The following is a 21361-nucleotide window of genomic DNA, read 5'->3' as shown; positions in this document are numbered from 1 at the left end:
ACAAAGTTTCGCCGGCTCAACCCCGCGGCCGCCGATGGCGCGTTTGCTTCTCCAGGTCCACACACCAGGGAAGCCGCCATGCACCTCCAAGCCGCGCCGCAGCCGTCGTCCAATCTCCGTACCATCCGCACCCTGCGTCCCCTCAGCGCGGCCTTGCTGGCCGCGCTGGCGCTCTCCATCGCCGGTTGCCAGGCGCCCGGCGAGCTGGCCCAGTCGCGCGACAAGGCCGAAGGCGACGCCTACCTCGCCGAAACCGGCACTCGCGACGAAGCAGCCGCGGCCGATGCCGCCGTGTCGCCGGCGCCGCTCGCCGAAGCCGCCATACCGTTACGTGGCGATATCCGCGCCCACGACGCCACCGCGCAGTCGCGCGAACGGGCGTTCGTGGAAGCCAAGGCGATGCCGAACGGCAACACTGCCGCGCAGCGCACCACCCTCGACCGCATCCAGGTCAGCGGCAGCCGGATCGGATCGGCGCCACACCTGACCAAGCACAGCCTGTCCGCTCCGACGGCTCCGGCGATGCTCGCGCCCCCGGCGCCCCCGATGCACCAGGCCAGCGTCGATACGGAAAAATACGCCGAGCGCGACGATAACCCGGTGCAGCGCACCCGCGAGCAACCGCTGTCGACGTTCTCGATCGACGTCGACACCGGCAGCTATGCCAATATCCGGCGCATGCTCGGCGACGGCCAGCGGCCGCCCGCCGATGCGGTGCGCGCGGAAGAGTTCATCAACTACTTCGATTACGGCCACGCCGCGCCGGCCTCGCTGGCGACGCCGTTCCGGGTGAGCACCGAACTCGCGCCGGCGCCGTGGAATGCGCAGCGCCAACTGCTGATGATCGGCATCAAGGGCTTCGACGTGCCCAAGAAAACCTTGCCGCCGGCCAACCTGGTGTTCCTGATCGACACCTCCGGCTCTATGAATTCGCCCGACAAACTGCCGCTGCTGAAAAGTTCTTTCTCGATGCTGGCCAAACAATTGCGTGCGCAGGACCGCATCTCGATCGTGGTCTACGCCGGCTCGGCCGGGCTGGTGCTGCCGCCGACGCCGGGCGACCGCCAGGCCGAAATCCTGGCCGCGCTCGGTCGCCTCGAGGCCGGCGGCAGCACCAACGGCGGCGACGGCATCCGCCTGGCCTATGCGATGGCCAAGCAGGCCTATCTGGCCAACGGCGTCAATCGGGTGATCCTCGCCACCGACGGCGATTTCAACGTCGGCACGGTCGACAACAACGCCCTGGAGACCCTGGTCGCCGACCAGCGCAAGAGCGGCATTGCCCTGACCACGCTCGGCTTCGGCCGCGGCAACTACAACGACGCGCTGGCGGAAAAGCTCGCCGACGTCGGCGACGGCAACCATGCCTACATCGACACCCTGCAGGAAGCGCGCAAGGTGCTGGTCGAGGAAATGGGCTCGACCCTGATGACCATTGCCCGCGACGTCAAGATCCAGATCGAATTCAACCCGGCCCTGATCGCCGAGTACCGCCTGATCGGCTACGAGAACCGCCTGCTCAAGCGCGAGGATTTCGCCAACGACAAGGTCGACGCCGGCGACATCGGCGCCGGCCACGAGGTCACCGCGCTGTACGAACTGACCCCGGTCGGGTCGACCGCGATGCGCCTTCCGGCACTGCGCTATGCCGGCAACGCGCCGGTGGCGCAGGCCGGCGGCGAAATCGCCAACCTCAAGCTGCGCTACAAGCGCCCCGGCGAGGACCGCAGCCAGCTGATCGAAACCCCGATCCGGCGTTCCAGCCTGCGCCTGGTCGCGAGCGAGCCGATGCGCATGGCCGCTTCGGTCGCGGCCTTCGCCGACGCCTTGCGCGGCGGCAGCCAATACGACGGCTGGAGCTGGGACCAGATCATCGCCACCGCGCGCGGTCTCAAGCTCGACGACCGTTGGGGCCAGCGCGCCGAGTTCATCGGCCTGGTCGAACGCGCCAAGGTGCAGATCGGCGAGATCGGCCGGGTCGGGCCGGTGGCGGGCGTGGCGGTCAGCGAATGAACGGCAAGGCCGCCTTCGCGGCGGCCGCGGCGGCCCGGTCGTCGTCGACCGGGCCGCTCGCTGCGAGGCCTGCCGCGTCGGTACCCAGACCGGTCAAGCCCGATCCGGTGGCCATACCGGCCGGCGCGTTCGACTCGAGCGAGGACGATTCAATCGAGTCCGATTCAAACGAGTACGATTCAACCGAGTCCGCATTGAGCGAGCCCGCTCCGAGCCCGCCCGAGCGATAGCTCTCGGCGAGGCTCGCCGCGCTGCGGATGTGTTCGGCGGGATGACCGAACAGATAGCCCTGGCCGTAGGTGCAGCCCAGCTCGCGCAAGGCCGTGCGCTGGGCTTCGGTTTCCACGCCCTCGCCGATGGTGTGGATGCCGAGGGTGCCGGCCAGCGCCTGGATCGCGCGCACCACCGCGACGCTTTCCGGACGCGACTCGCCGACCAGGCCCGCGACGAAGCTCTGATCGATCTTCAGGCACTCGATCGGGAACCTGTGCAGATAAGACAACGCCGAGAACCCGGTGCCGAAATCGTCCAACTGCGCCAACACCCCGTGGTTGCGCAGGTTGCGCAGCATCCGCAAGGCGCGCGGGACGTCGTCGAGCAAGGCGACCTCGGTGATCTCGATGCGCAGGCGGCGCGGATCGGCGCCGGCTTCGTCGATCATCCGCAACAGGCGGTCGGCGAAATCCCCGGAACGGAAATGCCGCGGCGAGACGTTGACCGAGATATAACCGTCGCCGCCGCGCGCCAGTTCGGCGACGACGCGGCCGTAGAGGATCCAGTCGGCCTCCTCGATCAGGCCGCTGTCCTCGCCCAGGCCGATGAATTCGCGCGGCAGCAGCAGGCCGCGTTTCTCGTGGCGCCAGCGCAGCAGAGCCTCGTGGCCGATCAGGCCGTGGTCGTCGAGGCGCACGATCGGCTGGTAATAGGCGATGAAAGCGTCGCCGTTGATGGCCCGGCGCAAATCGGCTTCGAGGTCTAGGATGCGCATCGCCTGCTCGCGCATCTCCTCGTCGAACACCGCGCAGCGGCCGCGGCCGGCGCCCTTCGCCCGGTACATCGCGGCGTCGGCGTCGCGCAGCAGCTCGATGCCGTTGCGGTAGCGCGGATGCCACATGGCGATGCCGATGCTGGCCGACGGAAACACTTCGCGACCGGCCACCCAGCACGGCTCGCCGAGCGTGCGCAGCACCCGCGAGGCCAGTTCCTCGGCGACGCCGAGCCCGTCGATGTTCTCGATCAGAATCGCGAATTCGTCGCCGCCCAGGCGCGCCACGGTGTCGTTGCTGCGCACGGTCGAGACGATGCGGCGGCTGCTTTCGACCAGCAACTCGTCGCCGGCCGAATGACCGACGCTGTCGTTGACCAGCTTGAAGCGGTCCAGATCGAGGAACAGCACCGCGAACGCGCGCTGCTCGCGGCGCGCGCGGGCGATCGCGTCGTCCAGGCGTTCGAGCAGCTGGCCGCGGTTCGGCAGGCCGGTCAACGCATCGTGCAGGGCCTGGTGGGTCAGCTTCTGTTCGGCGCGCACGCGCTCGCCGATCTGGGCGAGCAGTTCGGCATTGGTATGGGCCAGCTCGCGGGTGCGCGAGGCGACGCGCTGTTCGAGCTCGCCGTGCGCGGTCACCAACCGGTCCTGGGCCTGCTTGCGCGCCAGGCCGATGCTGATGTGGTGGGCGACGAAGGTCAGCAGTTCCTGGTCGCGGGCGTTGAAGCTGATCGCCCGCGAATAGCTCTGGATGGCGATCACCCCGACCACCGAGTCGTCGCGGTACAGCGGCACGCCGAGCCAGCAATGCGCGGCCGAGCCGTGGCTGCGCACTTCGCCGCGGCTGTTGAGCTCGGCGATGCGGTGGCGGTCGGCCAGCAACGGTCGGCCCTGGCGGATCACGTATTCGGTCAGGCCGCCGGCGAGCTGGCGACTCTCGCGGATCATGTCGCGCTCGTCGATCGAGTACGGGAACTGCAGGCGTTCGCCGTCGTCGGACAGCAACGCGATGTAGAAGTTGCGCGCGTACAGCAGTTCGCTGACCACGTCGTGGACTTGCGAATAGAAGCGGCCCAGGGTGTCGGAGGTGATGGTCAGCTCGGCGATGCGGAACAGCGCGCGCTGCAAGCGTTCGGAGCGCTGGCGCTCGATGATTTCGGCCTGCAGGTCGCGGTTGCTGAGCTGCAGGGCGTAGGTGCGCTCGGCGACGTGGCGTTCGAGTTCCTCGCGCGCGCCGAACCGGTCGAGCGCGGTGAGGATGTGCTGGGCGACGAACGACAGCAGCGCCCGGTCTTCCTCGCCGTAGCTGCCGGCGCTCTCGTAGTTCTGCACCACGATCGCGCCGCACACGCGTTCGTCGCGGCGCATCGGCACGCCGAGCCAGTCGGCGCTGTCGGGGCCGTGATAGTCGTCCGGCGGCACGCCGAGCAGATCGCGCAGCGCCGCCGAGCTGCCCTGCAGCGGCTCGCCGTGGCGCAGCAGCGCCAGGGTCAGGCTGTTCGGCATCTCCTCGCCGCGGATCACCCGCTGCGGATCGGCCACGTAGGGGTCGTGGCGGTCGGCGAAATACAGGAAACGCATCGTGTCGGCAACGTCGTCGTAGAGCACGATGTAGAAGTTCTCGGCGTACATCAGGCCGCAGACCACGCCGTGGATGCGGCTGAGCAGGTCGGTCATCTCCAGGCCGGAGCCGGCCAGGTCGGCGATCCCGTACAGCGCCTGCTGCAGGCGCTCGGATTTTTCCAGGGCTTCGGCGCGGGCGTGGGCGCGCACCGCCGCCAGGTCCGCGGCGACGATGCGCCGCGCCATCGCCAGCCAGGCCGCGCGCAACGGCGTCGGCAGGGCCTGCGGCAAGCGGGCGACGATCGCCGCGCGGCTGCCGTCCTCGAGCCACCAGGCCGCCTCGATGCGGTCGCCGCCGCAATCGTCGGAGGCGCCGACCGCGGGCGGGTCGCGTTCGAGCAGGGCGCCGGCATCGGCGCGCAAGGGCGCTTCGACGCCGGGCGTGAACGATTCCGACAGGCGGCCATAGGCCGAACGCCAGCAGACCACCACCTGCGAGCCGGCCGGCAATGCTTCCTGGAGCGCGCAGGCGAGCGCCTCGCCCGCGGACGACCTGTCGCTCACCATGGCCCCTGGTAGTACGTCACTGTGCACCGCATCGCCGCCTTCTGCGCAAGGCGCAGGATAACGCGAGCTTTACAGGATCGGCAGACGGCAACCCCACCGGGGCTCCCGGACCGTTGTTCCGAACATGCAACTGGCCCTCCCATCGCCGCTATACGACGCCTGCCCCGCGCGCAACCGCTTCCCGTCTGCGTCGTCAGGCCGTACCCTGCCGCGGATGAATTCCGGTGCGGACGCTAGCGATGACGTGCTGATGCTGGCCTGGACGGGCGGCGACGCCGCGGCGTTCGAGGTCCTGTATTCGCGTCACCGCGGCCCTTTGTACCGTTTCTTGCTGCGTCAGATCCGTGATTCGGCGCTCGCTGACGAGTTCTTCCAGGACGTCTGGCAGCGGGTGATCGCCGCGCGCGAGGGCTGGAAGCCCGATGCGGCGTTCAGCACCTGGCTGTTCCGGATCGCCCACAACCGCCTCAACGACTACTGGCGCGGCCTCAAGCACCGCCCGCCGGCGCCGGCCGACGGCGACGAACGCACCGCCCGGGTCGCCGACCCGACCACGCCCGAGCGCGAACTGTCCGAGTTCGAACAGCGCCGCCGCCTGCAGCGGGCGATCGAGGAATTGCCGGAGGAGCAGCGCGAAGTGGTGTTGCTGCGCCTGGAGCACGAACTGAGCCTGGAGGAGATCGGCGCCATCACCGGGGCCGGCAGGGAAACGGTGAAGTCCAGACTGCGCTACGCGATGGACAAGTTGCGCGCGAGGTTGACCGAATGAACCGCCGTCACGACGCTCACGATCCGCTGTCGCCCGAAGAACGCGAGCTGGCCGAGCGCCTGCTGCGCCTGGGGCCGCACGACGGCCCCTCGCCGGCCCTGGACGCCAGGATCCTCGCCGCCGCGCAGGCCGCCGTCGCGCCGCCGCGCAGGCGCGAGAAAACCCGCTGGCCGGCCTGGATCGGCGTGGCGGCCTCGCTGACCCTGGCGATCGGGGTGGCCTGGCAATTGCGGCCGATCGACAAGGCGCTGGAATCGGTCGGCGAAGACCAGGCGGTCTCGGCCGTCTCCGCCGATGCCGTCTCGGCCGAATCGGCCACCGCCGCTGCCGCCCCGGCTGCAGCCGATGCCTCCGAACTTGCCCGCGACAGCAGCGCCGGCGCGGCCGATGCCGCCGGCATCGCCCTGCCCGGGCCCCCGGCCCAGTCGAAGCCGCTGCCGCAAATGGTCGTGCCGCCTCCGCCGCCGCTGGAAGCCGCCAGGCGCAGCGATGCGGCCGCCGATGGCCTGCGCGCGCAGCAGCGACAGCAAGAACATAAGCGGGCCGCCAAGCGGGACGACACCCGCGACGTGCAGGCCTTCAGGGCAGCCACGCCGATCGACGCGCCGGCCCCACCGCCGGCGCCGCCGGCCCCGGCCTCGGCCCCGGTGCACGCGCCGGCAGCGCCCACGTCCGCCACCCCCAGCGATGCCGCCAAACCGCAGCTGGCCCGCGAGCGCCGCTACGAACTGCGCGAAGCCGCCCCTGCCGGCGCAGCCGCCGCTTCGGCGCGCAAGGCCGAAGGCCGCGCCGAAGCAGAGGCTCGGACCGAAGTTCGGGCCGATCGGCGCAGCAAATCGGCGCCATCGCTCGGCAATGCCGTGCGCTCGCCCGCGCCTGCCGCTGCCGCCCAGTCGGCCGGCGCCCAGTCGGCCGACATGCAATCGGCGAATAGCGCAGCGGCCGACGCCCAGGCCGCGCAGCCGGCGGTCGCTCAGGATTCCACCGTACTGGAACGGATCGAGGTCACCGGCAGCCGGGTCCGGCTCAACGCGACCGAGGAAGCGACCCTGGCCCCGGCGCAGTGGCTGGAAATCATCCGCTCGTACCGCGACCGTGGCGATATCGAGCTCGCCCGCGACAGCCTGCGCCGCTTCCACCGCGCCCATCCGCAGGCGCGGGTGCCGGACGACCTGCGCGCGCTGCTGAAATGAGCCCGGGCCGCCGCCCCGGCCTCACCGCGAGCGCCCGCCGATGAACGCCGCGACCCTCGCCGCGCGCGCCAGCCTGTCGATCGAGGTCAAGCACAGTCGCTTTCTCGCCCTCGCCGCGCCGGTGGACACGCCGGAAGCGGCGCTGGCTTTCATCGCCGAGGTCGGCGACCCGGCCGCGACCCATAACTGCTGGGCCTACCGCATCGGCGCCCAATACCGTTTCAGCGACGACGGCGAACCGGCCGGCACCGCCGGGCGGCCGATCCTCGCGGCGATCGACGGTCAGGGCTACGACCAGGTCGCGGTCGTAGTGACCCGCTGGTACGGCGGCATCAAGCTCGGCGCCGGCGGCCTGGTGCGCGCCTATGGCGGCAGCGCCGCCGAGTGCCTGCGCTGCGCCGAACGGCGCGAATTGCTGCGCTACAGCGAGCTGGAACTGGCGTTTGCGTTCGAGGACACCGGCGCGGTGCATGCCGCGCTGAGCGCCCACGGTGCCGAGAAAGACCAGGAACGCTACAGCGCCGACGGCGTGCGTATGCTGGTGCGTCTGCCCGAATCGCAGGTCGACGCCTTGAAAGCCCAGCTGCGCGACGCCACACGTAATCGCGTGCGCCTCGATCGACCGGGCCGCACTCCCTCCCCATGAACGCCTTCCGATGACAGATTCCAGCGCCGGCCGCCCGGTCGACTCACGCCGCGACGACCGCAAGGCCCCGATCGGCAGTCTGCGAACCCTGTGGCCGTTCGTGCGCAAGCACAGCCGGCTGTTCGTGGCCTGGCTGTTCGCCCTGGGCGCTTCCAGCGCGGCCACCCTGAGCCTGCCGGTCGCGTTCAAGATCATGATCGACCAGGGCTTCGCCCAGAGCGCCGCCGGCGGCGGCAGCAGCGCGATCGACCGCGCCTTCCTGATCCTGTTCCTGGTCGCCATCGCCCTGGCCTTCGCCACCGCGATCCGCTTCTACTTCGTCTCGGTGCTGGGCGAACGCGTGGTCGCCGACCTGCGCGAGAAGCTCTACAGCCATCTGATCGCGCTCGACGCCGGCTTCCACGACCGCACCCGCAGCGGCGAGCTGGTCTCGCGCCTCACCGCCGACGCCGAGCTGCTGCGCAGCGTGGTCGGCTCCAGCATGTCGGTGGCGCTGCGCAGCACTGTCACGGTGATCGGCAGCCTCGGCATGCTGTTCTGGACCAGCCCGCGCCTGGCCGTGTTCGCCCTGATCGGCATTCCGCTGGCGGTGCTGCCGATCGTGATCGGCGGACGCAAGCTGCAGAAGATCTCGCGCGCCAGCCAGGACCGCGTCGCCGACGCCAATACCCTGGCCGCCGAGACCCTCGCCGCCGTGCGCACGGTCCAGGCGCATGCACGCGAGCCTTACGAACAAGGCCGATTCAGCGAGTCGCTGCAAATCGCGGTGAAGACCGCGCGCCAGCGCATCAGCGCCCAGGCCTGGGTCACCGCGATCGCCATCACCCTGGTGTTCGGCGCGATCACCCTGGTGTTGTGGTCGGGCGCGCACGACGTCGTCGCCGGGCGCATGAGCGCCGGCACCCTCGGCCAGTTCGTGCTGTACGCCCTGATCGGCGGCGGCTCGATCGGCGCGCTCGCGGAAGTCTGGAACGACTTGCAGCGCGCCGCCGGCGGCATGGGCCGGATCAGCGAACTGCTCAACGAAGCCAGCGCGGTGCGCGCGCCGGCGCACCCGCAGCCGCTGCCCAGGCCGCTGCGCGGCGAACTGGTGTTCGAGCACCTCGGCTTCCATTACCCACAGCGCCCCGACCTGCCCGCGCTGGAGGACTTCAGCCTGCGCGTGCGTCCGGGCGAAACCGTGGCCCTGGTCGGCCCCTCCGGCGCCGGCAAGAGCACCGTGTTCTCGATCCTGCTGCGTTTCCACGACCCGCAGCAGGGCGCGGTCCGGGTCGACGGCGTCGACGTGCGCGAGCTCGACCCGGCCGCCTTGCGCGAGGCCATCGCTCTGGTGCCGCAGCAGCCGACCATCTTCGCCACCACGGCGCGCGACAACATCCGCTACGGCCGCCTCGAAGCCGGCGACGACGAGATCGCCCAGGCGGTGCGCGCCGCGCATGCCGCCGATTTCATCGACGCCCTGCCCGAGAAGCTGGCGACCGAGCTGGGCGAGCGCGGCGCGCGCCTGTCCGGCGGCCAACAGCAACGCATCGCGATCGCCCGCGCCCTGCTCAAGGACGCGCCGATCCTGCTGCTCGACGAAGCCACCAGCGCGCTCGACGCGCAGAGCGAACGCGCCGTGCAGCAAGCGCTGGAAACCCTCATGGAAGGCCGCACCACTCTGGTCATCGCCCATCGCCTGGCGACCGTGCTCAAGGCCGACCGCATCGTGGTCATGGACCGCGGCCGCATCGTCGCCGAAGGCACTCACGCGCAGTTGCTCGCCGAGGGCGGCCTGTACGCGGAACTGGCTAAGCTGCAGTTCCTGGATTGAAGCGTTAGCGAGAAGTGAGTAAAGAGGAGTGAGGAGTGAGGAGTGAACGCGGCAGATATCGCCGACGCCCATGCTCTCCTCACTCCTAGTTCCCAGTTTCTACTTCCTACGTTCCTGACTACCGGCTCAACTGCGGACCAAAGTCAGCCCGTACTGGCTGAGGATCGGGCCGAGCCGCTCGAACAGGCTGCTGCGCTGCGAAGCCGGAATGCCGCAGTTGTTGCCGTTGGCCTGCACGTTGCCGCCCGACATCACGCCCTGCGCCTGGCCGGCGCTGGTGATCCACGAACCGCCCGAATCGCCGCGACCCATGCAGGCATTGCCCTGGGTCAGGCCGCGCACCGCGCCTTCGGCGTAGTTGGCGGTGACGTTCTTGGCGGTGATGGTGCCGCAGCGATAACCGGTGGTGCGGCCCGAGCGGCATACCGCCGCGCCGATCGCCGCCTCGGTGCTGCCGCGCACCGGCACGGTGCCGCCGCTGTAGTTGCTGACCGCGCCCCGCAGAGTGTGGGTGCTGCCGACGCTGACCCAGGCGCGGTCGTTGCCCGGGAACACGCGCGCAGCGAAGGAGCCGACCTGCACGCCGCCGATGCGGGCGATCGCGCCGACCGTGCCGCAATGGCCCGCGGTCACATAGCCCTTCGTGGTGCCGCGGGTAACCGAGAAACCGACCGAACACAGCGAGGCGTTGTTGATCGAATACTCGATGCCGCCGAGTACCGTCGCGGTGGTCTGCAGCGTGCCCGGCATTTCTTCGATGCGCACCATGCCGGTGTCGGCGCCGCTGAGCGCGACGAAATCGACGCCGCGCTCGGTCGCGCCCTGGTCGACGCGGACCACGACGCTGTTGCTGGTCTGGTCGACGTACCAGCTCTGGATGCCGGTCAGCGGCTTGCTGACGCCCTTCACTCGCGCCTGCGAGCTGGCATCGAGCAGATCCATCGAGTGCTGCAATTGCTTCAGGCTATGGCGCACGGTGCGCACTTCGATGCCTGGAATACTCAGGCTCTTGCGCGCGCCCGCAGTCGCGGCGACGTACTTGAAACTGCCGTCCTCGTTGCGCTCGATCCAGCTGCCGGCGAAGTTGCTGCCGAGCTCGCGTTCGACCGCGGCCGCCCGATTCTGGGCGAGGCGTTCGGTGGCGAGATACTGGCCGAGTTGCGACGGGAACACGCCGAGGTCGCGCTGCATCGCGAATTTCAGCTCGGGACTGACCTCTTCGGCCGCCAGCGCCGCGCCGCCGGACAATGCGGCCACCGCCGTCATCACCGAGAACAAGGACACACGCGCCAGGCCGGCGCGCTTGCCGGATTTCGATACGGACATGTTGAAGAACTCCTTAGGGAATGGAATCTGACATGACTCGGATGAGGTCGTGACGACCTCGTGTCGCCATCGCAGGGACGGCGGATCCATCGTCGGGACAACACACTCGCGTGGCGTTCGATGCGTGTCGGGTCGATGGGAGCAGACAGATAAGAAGATGCCGGGCGCGCGCACAAGCCGCCGGCGAGGCCCCGTCACACCGGTAGTCCGAGGCGCGTCACAAGAACGCGCATGCGATGCCGAGGCTGAACGAATTCGCGTCAGAACCCTACCGAGTCACGACGACGATGCGCCTACGAATGTTGCCGGGCGCGCGCGACGCTGCAGTGCAACAGGACGAAAGCGAAAGCCCTATCGCGACCATGCCCGGTCATGTGCAACTTGGTGCACCTCTCGATTCGATCGATACCACTCCAGATGCACGGCGCGAGCGATGTGCGCTCGCTTCTTCGAGCGCGAACGCCTGATGCACATCGCTACCGTCCGCCGGTGTATCAACCGATGCGCCGTGCTTCGCCGATCAACCAGGCCGTGAACAGGCACAAGGCGACAAGGGCCGCGCCGCGGCCGAGCCAGAACAGGGCGAAAGAAAAGTCCGAGCCGTGCGCCGGCGGCGGCACCGCGGCCAGCGCGAGCAGCGCCAGTGCCTGGGATTTACGTGAACCACGCATGGTTGCACCTCCCGTAGCGGCCCGCATGGCCGCCTCACTCGACCTTACACCCATCGCCGCTAGCGTGGCATGACGCCGGGCAGACGCGCGTCGACCGCGCATTCAGGTGCGGCACTGCCCGGTCGCTCATAGCCCATGAACAAGCTCGTGACGAAGCCGCAATGAAGCCCGTACTGAGGCCCTACCCGAATCTAAACGGCGATTCCGGCGTCCGCGCCTATCTGCCCGGCCCGGACGCGATCGCGATCGAGTTCGTCGACGGTTCGGTCTACCTCTATACCGCTCAGAGCGCCGGCGCCGAGACTATCGCCAGGATGATCGAACTGGCCGAAAGCGGCCGCGGCTTGAGCACCTACATCAGCCGGCACGTGCGCGAGGCCTACGCCGAAAAGCTGCGTTGACGCGCCGTCGCAGGGGCGCGGCGCCCACGCGGGCCGCGCTCAGGGGTCGATCCGGATCGGCGTACCGGTCGGCACCAGGCTCCAGACTTCCTCGATCTGCGCATCGGTCAGGGCGATGCAACCGTCGGTCCAGTCGCGCCGGTATCCGGGCGGCGTGCCGCCGTGGATCATGATGTCGCCGCCCGGATCGACGCCGCGCGCACTCGCCTGTTTGCGATCGGCCTGATTCGGATACGACACGCGCAGGGACAGATGGAAGCGGCTGTTCTGATTGCGCCCGCTGATGCGGTAGGCGCCTTCGGGCGTGCGTTCGTCGCCCTGCTGTCGCTTGTGCCCGATCGGCGCATCGCCCAGAAGAATCGAATAGGTGCGGATGAGCTTGCCGTCGCGCAGCAAGCGCATGCGCCGCTCCGACTTGTCGACGACGATGCTGTCGGCGCGTTGCGGCTCCGGCGCCATCGCCGGCGGCGTGCGCGCCGCGGCCGGCGCGCAAAGCGCCGCAGCGCAGAGCAGGAGGATACCTAGCGCCCTCATGCCGGCAGCGCCCGCTGCAGCACCGGCTCGAAGTCCAGGCCTTCGGGCAAGGTGCCGAACGCCAGGCCGTGCCGTCCGCCGAGCCGGCTCGCGCAGAACGCCGCCGCGAGCGGACTGTCGGCGCGCAGCAAGATGGCCGCCTGCAGGCCCAGGGCGAGGCGCTCGGTCCATACCCGCGCCTGCGCCTCGGCGACCGGCGCGCGCCCGCTCAGGACCGCGCGCAGCGCGACGAGTTGCGCATCGAACGCCGCGTCGCGACCGGCGGCCGATTCGAGTTCGGCCAACACCGCCGCGCCGGTGTGCGGCTCGCGTGCGAGCGCGCGCAGCACGTCGAGGCACTGGATGTTGCCGCTGCCCTCCCAGATCGAATTCAACGGCGCCTGCCGGTACAACCGCGGCAGGATCGATTCCTCGACATAGCCGGCGCCGCCGAGGCATTCCTGCGCCTCGTTGACGAAGGCCGGCGCGCGCTTGCAGATCCAGTACTTGCCGATCGCGGTGGCGATGCGCGCGAACGCTTGCTCGCCGGCATCGCCGCCGGCCCGGTCGACCGCGCCGGCAACCCGGATCGCGAACTGGATCGCGGCCTCGGCTTCGAGCGTGAGGTCGGCCGCGACGTTGCGCATCAGCGCATGATCGAGCAGCGGCTTGCCGAAGCTGCGCCGATGGCGCGCGTGGTGCATCGCCTGGGCCAGCGCCATGCGCATTTCGCCGGCCGAGCCTAGCATGCAATCCAGGCGGGTCAGCATCACCATCTCGATGATGGTCGCCACGCCGCGGCCTTCGTCGCCGACGCGCTGCGCCCAGGCGCCGTGGAATTCGACCTCGGACGACGCGTTCGACCAGTCGCCGAGCTTGTCCTTGAGCCGCATCAGGCGCAGCGCGTTCTTGCCGCCGTGCGGATGCCAGCGCGGCATCAGGAAGCAACTCAGCCCGCCCGGTGCCTGCGCGAGCACCAGGAACCCGTCCGACATCGGCGCCGAGAAGAACCACTTGTGGCCGACCAGTTCGTACTCGTCGCCGGATATCGGCGTGGCGACAGTCTGGTTGGCGCGCACGTCGGAGCCGCCCTGCTTCTCGGTCATGCCCATGCCGAGGGTCAGGCCGGTCTTGTCGCCGAAACCGACATCGCGCCCGTCGTAACTTGGCGCGGCGGCCTTGCGCGCCCATTCGGCCAGGGCCGGGGCGTGACGCAACACCGGTGCGGCGGCGTGGGTCATGGTCAGCGGGCAACTGCTGCCGGGTTCGACCTGGTGATGCAGATAGCTCAGCGCCGCGCGCGCGACGTGCGAGCCCGGGCGCGGATCGTGCCAGGACAGGCCGGCGACGCCGTGCTCGATCGCCGCAGCCATGATGGCGTGGTAATTCGGGTGGAACTCGACCAGGTCGATGCGATGGCCCTGGGCGTCATGGCTGCGCAGACGCGGCTTGTCGCGGTGCGCGTCGAAGCTGAGGCGGTAGATCTCGTCGCCGGCGATCGCGCCGTAACGCGCCAGCGCCTCGGCATGGCCGTCGCCGCCTTCACGGCTCACCGCTTCGCGCAGAGCGATGTCGTCGCGCCACAGATCGCGCGGGGCGAACGGCGGCGGCTGATTCTCGACCCGGTGGGTCGCGAACGGGGGCAGCGGATCCATGGCGGCGAATCTCCGTAGGGCTTGTCCGGATTCTAGTGGTGTCTGCCCGGTATGGGGACCTGCGAGTTACGCCGGTGTTGCGGCGCTCGGACGCATGGGCGTACGGGCGTACGGGCGTACGGGCACTCTCAGGGGTAGGAGCGGCGCGAGCCGCGACCGCGGCTCCAAGCTGGCGCAACGCCTTGCCTCGGCGACGTACCCCCGCCCTGCCACGGCCGTTGCAGTTGCAGGCCGTTGCCGTTGCCGTTGCCGTTGCCGTTGCCGTTGCCGTTGCCGTGCGCAGCCTCGCACTAGCGAAGGCAATAGAAAACCCGGAGGGCGGCCCGCAGGGATGCGGGCCGTTTTTCATCGGGACAGGGATGTCCCGTATGAAAAATCCCTGCGTCGGCGTCGATCGTGCGGGCCCTTGATTCAAAGAAAAGCACTTTTCTTTGGTTACCTTTCTTTTGTTGCTTCAGACAAAAGAAAGTAACCCGCCGCTTTAGTGGCGGAAGCTTTGGGTTTGATCTTGATCTTGATCTTGATCATCTACGAGGAATGCGCCGCAAGACCGCAACGGCGCGGTCGCGGCTTGCGCCGCTCCTACCCTGCGAGAGCACGCAGCTCCGATAGCTGACGACGGCCGTGCTATTTCTGCGCATCCGCGGTCGCGACTCACGTCGCTTCTACGAAGGCCAAGCCCAGCAACGCAACACCGCGAAACCATCCCCTGTAGGAGCGAGGTAAGCCGCAACCACCGAACGCGGCGCTGCAAAGAAAAAGGCCCCGCCGGAGCGAGGCCTTGGAAACTGTCCGAATTCGATCGGGCCAGCCATTGCCCCGAGGGGCAACGCAATCAAACCACCGGAGCCACTTCGGACGCCTGTGCGCCCTTGGGACCCTGGGTCAGCTGGTAGCTGACGCGCTGACCTTCCTGCAGACTGCGGAAGCCTTTTGCGTTGATCGCGGAGAAGTGCACGAATACATCCGCGCTGCCATCTTCGGGAGAAATAAAACCGAAGCCCTTGGCGTCGTTGAACCACTTCACGGTGCCGTACTGCATATCCTTATTGACCTCATGCTGGATGCGTTGACGTGCGTCGTCGCTGAATGTGCCACGAGACGCATTGCGAGTATGCAAACTGTGCCGGTGGATGACAACGGCCCAGCGTGACCACATCCATCACGTAGTCCGTAGGGAAAACCGGCCACGCCGCAGGCGCGGGATTCGGTTTATGCGACCCCGATCACCTATCGAGCACGGCGCTCAACAGCGCCGGCAGCCCGGCCGAAGCCGCCGCGACGTTGTCGAGCACGTCCTGCAGGGTAATCACTTCGTCCAGATCGGGGCCTGCGCCGGCGGCCCAGTTGGCGACGATGGCCAGGCAGGCATAGTCGAGGCCCAGCTCGCGCGCGAGGCCGGCTTCGGGCATGCCGGTCATACCGACCAGGTCGCAGCCGTCGCGGCGCATGCGCGCGATTTCGGCGCGCGTTTCCAGGCGCGGGCCCTGGGTGGCGCCGTAGCAACCGCCGTCGACCAGGGCCACGCCGGCGCTGTGCGCCGCGGCGATCACCGCCTGGCGCAAATCGCGGGTGTAAGGCTCGCCGAAATCGACGTGCAACACCTCGGTGCCGGGTTCTTCGCAGATCGTCGAGATGCGGCCCCAGGTGTAGTCGATCAGCTGATCCGGGCAGGCCAATACACGCGGGCCGAACCGTTCGGTAATGCCGCCGACCGTATTGAGCGCGAGCACGCGCTGCGCGCCGAGGGCCTGCAGGGCGGCGAGATTGGCGCGGTAATTGATCTGGTGCGGCGGCAGCGAATGGCCTTCGCCGTGGCGCGCCAGGAAGGCGACGCGGCGGCCGCCAAGCGTGCCGATCCGGACCGGACCCGAGGGTGCGCCGTACCGTGTCACCGGCTGGTGCGATTCGACGTCCTGCAGCTCGGCGATGCGGTACAGGCCGGTGCCGCCGATCACGGCCAGGTCGATTGCCAGAACGCTCATCTCAATCCTTCAGTGCGTAGATCGCGGGCAGGTTGCGGCCCTGCTCGTGGAAATCCATGCCGTAGCCGAACACGTAACGGTCGGGCACTTCCACGCCGACGTAGTCCGCGCTCAAGCCCTCGACGCAACGGTCGTGAGCCTTGACCGCGAGCGCGGCGATGCGCACTTCGACCGCGCCCTGCTGCAGGCACCATTCGCGGATCGCGTGCAGGGTGTGGCCCTCGTCGACGATGTCGTCGGCCAGCAGCACGCGGCGCCCGCGCAAAGGCGTCGCCGGGCGATGCTTCCAGACCAGCTCGCCGCCGGAGGTCGCGCCGCGATAGCGGGTCGCATGCAGATAGTCGAACTCCAGATCGAGCCCGCGTTCGCCGAGCTCCATCGCCAACTGCGCCGCGAACGGCAGGCCGCCGTGCATGATCGTCAGGTACACCGGCACGCTGCCGGCGTAGTCGTTGCGGATCTTGCCGGCCATGCGCGCGATTTCGCGCTCGAGCGTGCGGCGGTCGAAAATGAGGTCGGCATCGGCGAGCGCCGCGGCCAGGTCGTGCGAAGTCATCAAGCCAATCCTTCCAGACGGTGGCGGGTTTCGCCGTAACGGGCGTCGGCGAGCAGGCCGTCCCAGCCCATCGCGCCGCGACCGATGAGGCCGGTCAAGGCCGCGGTGTTGAGGCGGCGGCCTTCGACCGCCGCCAACGATTCTTCGACCAGTTGCGGGTGGCAGACCAGGACCACGTCGCAGCCGGCGTCCAGGTGCGCATCGATGCGCGCCTTGATGCCGCCGACCGAGAACGCGGCGGCCATGCCGATGTCGTCGCTGAAGACCACCCCGCGGAACTGCATTTCGCCGCGCAGGATCTCTTCGATCCAGCGCCGCGAATAGCCGGCCGGCTCCGGCGCGACCGCCGGGTACGAGACGTGCGCCATCATCACCGCGTCGGCCTTGGCCTCGATGCCGGCGACGAACGGAATCAGGTCGGTCGCGCGCAGTTCGTCGAGGCTGCGCGGGTCGACCGCTTCGTCGAAATGGGTGTCGGCCAGCACCGAGCCGTGGCCCGGGAAATGCTTGAGCGTCGCGGCCATGCCGCGTGCGTGCATGCCGCGGACGTAGGCGGCGGTGAATTCGGACACGACCTGCGGATCGGCGTCGAAGGCGCGGTTGCCGATCGCCAGATTGCCGCGCCCCAGGTCGACCACCGGGGCGAAACTCAGGTCGACGCCACTGGCCTGCACTTCGCTGGCCATGAGCTGGGCGTGTTCCTCTGCCAGCTTGAGCGCGGCCTCGCGGTCGTCGGCGTAGAGCCGGCCGAACACGTCCAGCGGCGGCAGCGCGCTATAGCCTTCGCGGAAGCGCTGCACCCGCCCGCCTTCCTGGTCGACGCAGATCAGCTGCGGACGCGGCGCGGCCTCGCGGATCGCCTGGGACAGCTCGGCGACCTGGGCCCGGGACGCGAAGTTGCGGCTGAACAGGATGACGCCGGCGCAGGCATCGTGCTGCAACCAGTCGCGCTCCTGCGCGGTGAGTTCGGTACCGGCGACGCCGATCACGAGCATGCGGAACTCCTGGAAAGAAGGCAGCGCTGGCTGCGCTGCGGCCATTGTCTCGCAGATGGGGCGACAGGCGTACCCCGCTTGTCCGCCGGCTCCGGCAGCCCCGCCGCAGACTCAGGCGACGCGGCCGTCGCGCTCGGCCGGGCTCCACTGCGCGTAGGAGCGGGTCGCCAGGGCCAGGTTGTAATAGCGCGCCGAATCGGTGACCTCGGCGCCGGCCCAGCTGGGGCGGGCGAAGACGGCGTCGGCATGATCGAGCTCGATCTCGGCCACCACCAGGCCGGCGTTGTCGCCGAGGAACTCGTCGACCTCCCACAGATGGCCTTCGTGTTCGACGTAATGGCGGCGCTTGTCGATCATGCCGCCGACGCAGAGCGCGAGCAGGCTGCGCGCGTCCTCGACCGGGATCGGATAGTCGAACTCCTGGCGGGTGCGGCCGAGCTCGCGCGATTTGAGGTTCAAGTAGGCCTCGTCGCCGGCGATGCGCACCCGCACCGAGGCCTTCATCGCGGCGGCGCCGGCGACCGGCGCGTCCATCGCCGCCAGATCGTTGAGATAGCCCTGCGCCATCGGCACGACCTTGTGCGCGGCCGCGCGCCAGGCCTCGCCGACCACCAGGAATTTGCGTTCGATTTCTATGCCCATGCGCCATTATGACGCAGCGCTCGGTCGCGGGCGCGCGCTTGCGTACACTGCGCGCTCCGCGGCCTCGTCCGCCCTGCCGAGTTACGCACGGATGCGCGCCATCGCCCCGCCCTGTCGCCTGTTGTGTCTCGTCCTGCTGTGCGCTTCCGGCGCCGCATTGGCCGCCGATGCTGCGCTCAGCCTCGACCAGGCCAGAGCCGCATTCCGCCTCGGCATCGATGCGGAACTGCGCAGGCAGGCCAGCAAGGAGTCGCCATCGTTGGTGGCCGTGGCGATGCTGGAGTCGATGGATATCGCCGCGGTGCAAGGCTGCCAGACGCTCGACGATACGCGGACGACCTGCATCCTCAAGACCCGGGGCGGCATCGGCGAGGACTACACTGTGCTGCGTTTCCGCCGCGACGGCGCGCAGTGGCGAGTGGTCGAAGAAAAGGACATCGATGCGCCGCAGCCGACCCTGGCGCGGGCGCAGGAACTGGTGCGCGGCCATTTGGGCGAACTGGCCGGCCGGGAACAGGACCCGAGGGCCGCGGCGCAGTTCAGGGAATTCGCCGCCACTCTTACCGTCACCGCGTTGGAGTCGTGCAAGCTCGAGCGCGATAGCGATGCGGTGGAGTGCCATGCCGAGCTGGACACGCCGAGCCAGGGCCAGGGCTCCAAGCCGCTGCGTTTCCGCCTGCAGGGAACGGATTGGTCGTTGCTGCCGGAGTGATCCGGCGAGTGCGCGTGGCACGGGCCTCAATCGCGGTGCGCAGATTCTTGAGAGATGGCGGTCGCGGCTTGCGCCGCTCCTTCCCTTAGGGCAGCGGCGCGATCTCGCAGATTCCAGGCACCCCGCGCTTCGGGCTCAGCGCGGCTCGAACATCGCGACCGACTCGACGTGGGCGGTGTGCGGGAACATGTCCATCACACCGGCCGCACGCAGTTTCCAGCCCTTTTCGCGTACCAGATAGCCGGCGTCGCGGGCCAGCGAGGCCGGATGGCAGCTCACATAGACGATGCGCTCGAACTGCTTCAGCGGCAACTGGGTCAGGACGAAATCGGCGCCCGAACGCGGCGGATCGAGCAACAGGCGGTCGAAGCCTTCGCGCATCCAAGACTCGCCGCGCAGATCCTTGCTCAGATCGGCGGCATGAAACTGAGCATTGGCCAGGCCATTGTGTTCGGCATTCTCGCGAGCGCGCCGCACCAGGCCGGCTTCGCCCTCGACACCGACCACTTCGCGCACCGTGCGCGCCAGCGGCAAGGTGAAATTGCCCAGGCCGGCGAACAGATCGAGTACGCGGTCCTGCGGCTGCGGTTCGAGCAGGTCGATCGCGTGCTGGATCATGTGGCCGTTGAGGCCGGCATTGACCTGGATGAAGTCGAGCGGACGGAACTTGAGCTCCAGGTTCCACTGCGGCAGCGAGAACGCGAGCTTCGGCTCGGCCGGCCACAGCGCGTGCACGCTGTCGATGCCGCCGGGCTGCAGGAACACCGCGAAACCGTGCGTCTGGGCGAAGGCGACGATGGCTTCGCGATCGGACTCGGAGAGCGGCGCGAGGTGGCGGAAGGTCAGCGCCACGCCGGTGTAGTCCGGCGTGGGATCGCCGGCGATGAACTCGACCTGTGGGATTTCGCGACGCGCCTGCAGGCCGTCGATGAGGTTCGCCAGGGCCGAAATCCTGTCGCCGATCAGCGGAATCACGGTCTCGCAGCGCGCGATGTCGGCGACGAAGCGCGGGTCGTTCTCGCGGAAACCGACCAGGGTCTTGTCCTTCTTCTCGACCCGGCGCACCGAGAATCGGCCCTTGCGGCGATAGCCCCAGGCCGCATCGGTCAAAGCCGGCAGCACGCGCTCGGGCACGACGTGGCCGATGCGCTCCAGGTTGTCCATCAGCACGCGCTGCTTGGCGAGGATCTGCTTGTCTTCGGCCAAATGCTGCAGGGCGCAGCCGCCGCAGACGCCGAAATGGGCGCAGCGCGGCGCGACCCGGTCGGGCGCGGCTTCGAGCACTTCCAGCGTCACCGCCTCGTCGAAGCTGCGCGAACGCGCGGTCTGCTTGGCCATGACGCGTTCGCCCGGCAAGGCGCCGGCGACGAATACGGCCTTGCCGTCGGGACGCCGGGCCACGCCGCGGCCGTCGTGAGTGAAGTCGGTGATCGCGACTTCGAAAGGGGTTTGATCGATGCGGGCCACAGCTGCTGGCAGGAATCAAGGCCGGATATTGTCGCAGATTCGGGGCATGGCTCGGGACTCGGGACTCGGGTTTCGGGACTCGGAGGAGCCCTCGTGGCGCAGTGCTCGGAGCACAAGTCTGGCGCGTGTCCCAAAGCAAAGGCCCGCCGATGGCGGGCCTTTTCAGTCGCTTGATCGAGTCCCGAGTCCCGAAACCCGAGTCCCGAGTCCCGGCCGTCAACCTACTTCTGCTTCCAACCCCCACCCGCGTCCTGATACCACCAGCCGCCCTTGGCGCTGTCGATCCACTGGCGGGCGAACACCTGGCGGATCTGCGCTTCCCACTCCGGATGGCCGTTGGCGACGGCGATTTCGCGATACACCGCGGCCGAGTCGCGGCCCTGGTCGGCGACCGCCTGGTTGACCGCGACGCGCTCGGCGAGCGGGATCTTGGAAGCGTCGCGCACGCTGACGGTGCCGGTGTTGGTGAAGCCGAGCGCGCCGGAGTCGAAGTGCGCGCGCAACTGGCCGTCGAAACGCGAGGCCATGCGCGACTGAATCGCCTGGATCGCCGGGGTCTTGATCGAAATGTCGGGCGACTGCGCCTGGGCGCTGCCGATGCCGACCAGCGACCACCAGTCGACCCGGCCGGCGAGGCGGTCCAGCTGCAGGGCCGGACGCTCGAGCGAGGCGCTGCCGCCGGGCTTGCCGGGTTCGGCTTTGGATTCGGCCGGGGTTTCGCCGATGACCTTCTCCACGAATTCCTTGGCGGCTTCCTTGGCCTCGGCGGCCGGGAAGTAAACATTGATCGTCACGCAAGCCGTCAACATCACGGCAGCGACCGGTATTCCCATCCAACGGCGCATGAGCGGGTCCTTTCGGTTATGCGCGTCCTGCGCGGCATCCCGCG

19 protein-coding genes are annotated in these 21361 nt (G+C 69.0%); 7 read left to right on the top strand and 12 right to left on the bottom strand.

Features of this window, described 5'->3' with window-relative positions; all coding sequences use genetic code 11:
• Positions 1-78: 78 nt before the first annotated feature.
• Positions 79-2013, top strand: coding sequence for a vWA domain-containing protein (locus AC6CH2_RS18575; RefSeq protein ID WP_498270478.1), 1935 nt, complete (start codon positions 79-81; stop codon positions 2011-2013).
• Here the strand turns inward: AC6CH2_RS18575 and AC6CH2_RS18570 are convergent.
• The gene (locus tag AC6CH2_RS18570; RefSeq protein WP_498270477.1) at positions 2003-5128 is read right to left on the bottom strand and encodes an EAL domain-containing protein; all 3126 of its coding nucleotides are present in this window, start codon (positions 5126-5128) and stop codon (positions 2003-2005) included. The two genes, AC6CH2_RS18575 and AC6CH2_RS18570, sit on opposite strands and share 11 nt — an antisense overlap.
• A gap of 214 nt (positions 5129-5342) precedes the next feature.
• On the opposite strand from AC6CH2_RS18570, the gene AC6CH2_RS18565 reads away from it, so the two are divergent.
• Genes AC6CH2_RS18565 through AC6CH2_RS18550 form a run of 4 tightly spaced genes read left to right on the top strand, consistent with a single transcriptional unit; the run spans position 5343 to position 9549 of the window.
• Complete coding sequence (locus tag AC6CH2_RS18565; RefSeq protein WP_498270476.1) at positions 5343-5897, top strand: RNA polymerase sigma factor; 555 nt, start codon at positions 5343-5345, stop codon at positions 5895-5897.
• Positions 5894-7090, top strand: a complete 1197-nt coding sequence (locus AC6CH2_RS18560; RefSeq protein ID WP_498270475.1) for a hypothetical protein — start codon at positions 5894-5896, stop codon at positions 7088-7090. Before AC6CH2_RS18565 ends, AC6CH2_RS18560 begins: the two co-directional genes overlap by 4 nt.
• 40 nt (positions 7091-7130) lie before the next feature.
• Positions 7131-7736 (top strand): IMPACT family protein, encoded by a 606-nt coding sequence (locus AC6CH2_RS18555; protein ID WP_498270474.1) that lies wholly within the window; start codon positions 7131-7133, stop codon positions 7734-7736.
• 10 nt (positions 7737-7746) lie between these two features.
• A complete protein-coding gene (locus tag AC6CH2_RS18550; protein WP_498270473.1) occupies positions 7747-9549 on the top strand; it encodes an ABC transporter transmembrane domain-containing protein in 1803 nt (600 codons plus the stop codon).
• Positions 9550-9675: 126 nt separating this feature from the next.
• On the opposite strand, the gene AC6CH2_RS18545 is transcribed toward AC6CH2_RS18550, so the two are convergent.
• Together AC6CH2_RS18545 and AC6CH2_RS18540 are read right to left on the bottom strand one after the other, a co-directional pair.
• The gene (locus AC6CH2_RS18545; RefSeq protein WP_498270472.1) at positions 9676-10875 is read right to left on the bottom strand and encodes a S1 family peptidase; all 1200 of its coding nucleotides are present in this window, start codon (positions 10873-10875) and stop codon (positions 9676-9678) included.
• A 494-nt stretch (positions 10876-11369) separates the two neighbouring features.
• Positions 11370-11546 carry a hypothetical protein gene (locus AC6CH2_RS18540; RefSeq protein WP_498270471.1) on the bottom strand — a complete coding sequence of 59 codons (177 nt, stop codon included), beginning with the start codon at positions 11544-11546 and terminating at the stop codon, positions 11370-11372.
• A gap of 173 nt (positions 11547-11719) precedes the next feature.
• On the opposite strand from AC6CH2_RS18540, the gene AC6CH2_RS18535 reads away from it, so the two are divergent.
• Entirely contained in the window at positions 11720-11947 is a 228-nt protein-coding gene (locus AC6CH2_RS18535; protein WP_498270588.1) for a hypothetical protein, read from the top strand.
• 39 nt (positions 11948-11986) lie between these two features.
• Here the strand turns inward: AC6CH2_RS18535 and AC6CH2_RS18530 are convergent, their stop codons facing one another.
• The 7 genes from AC6CH2_RS18530 to AC6CH2_RS18500 form a co-directional block, all read right to left on the bottom strand.
• Complete coding sequence (locus AC6CH2_RS18530; protein WP_498270470.1) at positions 11987-12481, bottom strand: L,D-transpeptidase family protein; 495 nt, start codon at positions 12479-12481, stop codon at positions 11987-11989.
• On the bottom strand, positions 12478-14115 hold the full coding sequence (locus AC6CH2_RS18525; protein ID WP_498270469.1) for an acyl-CoA dehydrogenase family protein: 1638 nt from the start codon (positions 14113-14115) through the stop codon (positions 12478-12480). Before AC6CH2_RS18525 ends, AC6CH2_RS18530 begins: the two co-directional genes overlap by 4 nt.
• An 835-nt stretch (positions 14116-14950) precedes the next feature.
• Positions 14951-15157: a cold-shock protein gene (locus tag AC6CH2_RS18520; protein WP_031373678.1), complete on the bottom strand. Its 207-nt coding sequence runs from the start codon at positions 15155-15157 to the stop codon at positions 14951-14953.
• Positions 15158-15341: 184 nt separating this feature from the next.
• On the bottom strand, positions 15342-16100 hold the full coding sequence (locus AC6CH2_RS18515; protein ID WP_498270468.1) for an S-methyl-5'-thioinosine phosphorylase: 759 nt from the start codon (positions 16098-16100) through the stop codon (positions 15342-15344).
• A 1-nt stretch (position 16101) separates the two neighbouring features.
• Positions 16102-16656: a hypoxanthine-guanine phosphoribosyltransferase gene (locus AC6CH2_RS18510; RefSeq protein WP_498270467.1), complete on the bottom strand. Its 555-nt coding sequence runs from the start codon at positions 16654-16656 to the stop codon at positions 16102-16104.
• The gene (nagZ, locus tag AC6CH2_RS18505) at positions 16656-17651 is read right to left on the bottom strand and encodes a beta-N-acetylhexosaminidase (protein WP_498270466.1); all 996 of its coding nucleotides are present in this window, start codon (positions 17649-17651) and stop codon (positions 16656-16658) included. The genes AC6CH2_RS18510 and nagZ overlap by 1 nt, the downstream gene beginning before the upstream one ends.
• A 111-nt stretch (positions 17652-17762) precedes the next feature.
• Entirely contained in the window at positions 17763-18293 is a 531-nt protein-coding gene (locus tag AC6CH2_RS18500) for a CYTH domain-containing protein (RefSeq protein ID WP_498270465.1), read from the bottom strand.
• Positions 18294-18384: 91 nt separating this feature from the next.
• Between AC6CH2_RS18500 and AC6CH2_RS18495 the strand changes: the two genes are divergently transcribed.
• Complete coding sequence (locus tag AC6CH2_RS18495; RefSeq protein ID WP_498270464.1) at positions 18385-19005, top strand: hypothetical protein; 621 nt, start codon at positions 18385-18387, stop codon at positions 19003-19005.
• A gap of 135 nt (positions 19006-19140) precedes the next feature.
• Here the strand turns inward: AC6CH2_RS18495 and rlmD are convergent, their stop codons facing one another.
• On the bottom strand, positions 19141-20484 hold the full coding sequence (gene rlmD / locus AC6CH2_RS18490) for a 23S rRNA (uracil(1939)-C(5))-methyltransferase RlmD (RefSeq protein WP_498270587.1): 1344 nt from the start codon (positions 20482-20484) through the stop codon (positions 19141-19143).
• 209 nt (positions 20485-20693) lie between these two features.
• The gene (locus AC6CH2_RS18485; protein WP_498270463.1) at positions 20694-21317 is read right to left on the bottom strand and encodes a YdbL family probable chaperone protein; all 624 of its coding nucleotides are present in this window, start codon (positions 21315-21317) and stop codon (positions 20694-20696) included.
• Positions 21318-21361 lie beyond the last annotated feature (44 nt).

The sequence above is a fragment of the Lysobacter sp. GQ73 genome (assembly GCF_059758755.1).
The sequence above is the reverse complement of the archived record's forward strand: the minus strand, read 5'-3'. Positions and strand labels throughout refer to the sequence as shown.

Coding starts and splice junctions, on each gene's coding strand:
- AC6CH2_RS18555 (WP_498270474.1), top strand. CDS start 7,131: ATGAACGCCGCGACCCTCGCCGCGCGCGCCAGCCTGTCGATCGAGGTC.
- AC6CH2_RS18520 (WP_031373678.1), bottom strand. CDS start 15,157: ATGCAGTACGGCACCGTGAAGTGGTTCAACGACGCCAAGGGCTTCGGT.
- AC6CH2_RS18540 (WP_498270471.1), bottom strand. CDS start 11,546: ATGCGTGGTTCACGTAAATCCCAGGCACTGGCGCTGCTCGCGCTGGCC.
- AC6CH2_RS18550 (WP_498270473.1), top strand. CDS start 7,747: ATGACAGATTCCAGCGCCGGCCGCCCGGTCGACTCACGCCGCGACGAC.
- AC6CH2_RS18565 (WP_498270476.1), top strand. CDS start 5,343: ATGAATTCCGGTGCGGACGCTAGCGATGACGTGCTGATGCTGGCCTGG.
- AC6CH2_RS18530 (WP_498270470.1), bottom strand. CDS start 12,481: ATGAGGGCGCTAGGTATCCTCCTGCTCTGCGCTGCGGCGCTTTGCGCG.
- AC6CH2_RS18495 (WP_498270464.1), top strand. CDS start 18,385: ATGCGCGCCATCGCCCCGCCCTGTCGCCTGTTGTGTCTCGTCCTGCTG.
- AC6CH2_RS18515 (WP_498270468.1), bottom strand. CDS start 16,100: ATGAGCGTTCTGGCAATCGACCTGGCCGTGATCGGCGGCACCGGCCTG.
- AC6CH2_RS18545 (WP_498270472.1), bottom strand. CDS start 10,875: ATGTCCGTATCGAAATCCGGCAAGCGCGCCGGCCTGGCGCGTGTGTCC.
- AC6CH2_RS18485 (WP_498270463.1), bottom strand. CDS start 21,317: ATGCGCCGTTGGATGGGAATACCGGTCGCTGCCGTGATGTTGACGGCT.
- AC6CH2_RS18510 (WP_498270467.1), bottom strand. CDS start 16,656: ATGACTTCGCACGACCTGGCCGCGGCGCTCGCCGATGCCGACCTCATT.
- AC6CH2_RS18560 (WP_498270475.1), top strand. CDS start 5,894: ATGAACCGCCGTCACGACGCTCACGATCCGCTGTCGCCCGAAGAACGC.
- AC6CH2_RS18500 (WP_498270465.1), bottom strand. CDS start 18,293: ATGGGCATAGAAATCGAACGCAAATTCCTGGTGGTCGGCGAGGCCTGG.
- nagZ (WP_498270466.1), bottom strand. CDS start 17,651: ATGCTCGTGATCGGCGTCGCCGGTACCGAACTCACCGCGCAGGAGCGC.
- AC6CH2_RS18525 (WP_498270469.1), bottom strand. CDS start 14,115: ATGGATCCGCTGCCCCCGTTCGCGACCCACCGGGTCGAGAATCAGCCG.
- AC6CH2_RS18575 (WP_498270478.1), top strand. CDS start 79: ATGCACCTCCAAGCCGCGCCGCAGCCGTCGTCCAATCTCCGTACCATC.
- AC6CH2_RS18570 (WP_498270477.1), bottom strand. CDS start 5,128: ATGGTGAGCGACAGGTCGTCCGCGGGCGAGGCGCTCGCCTGCGCGCTC.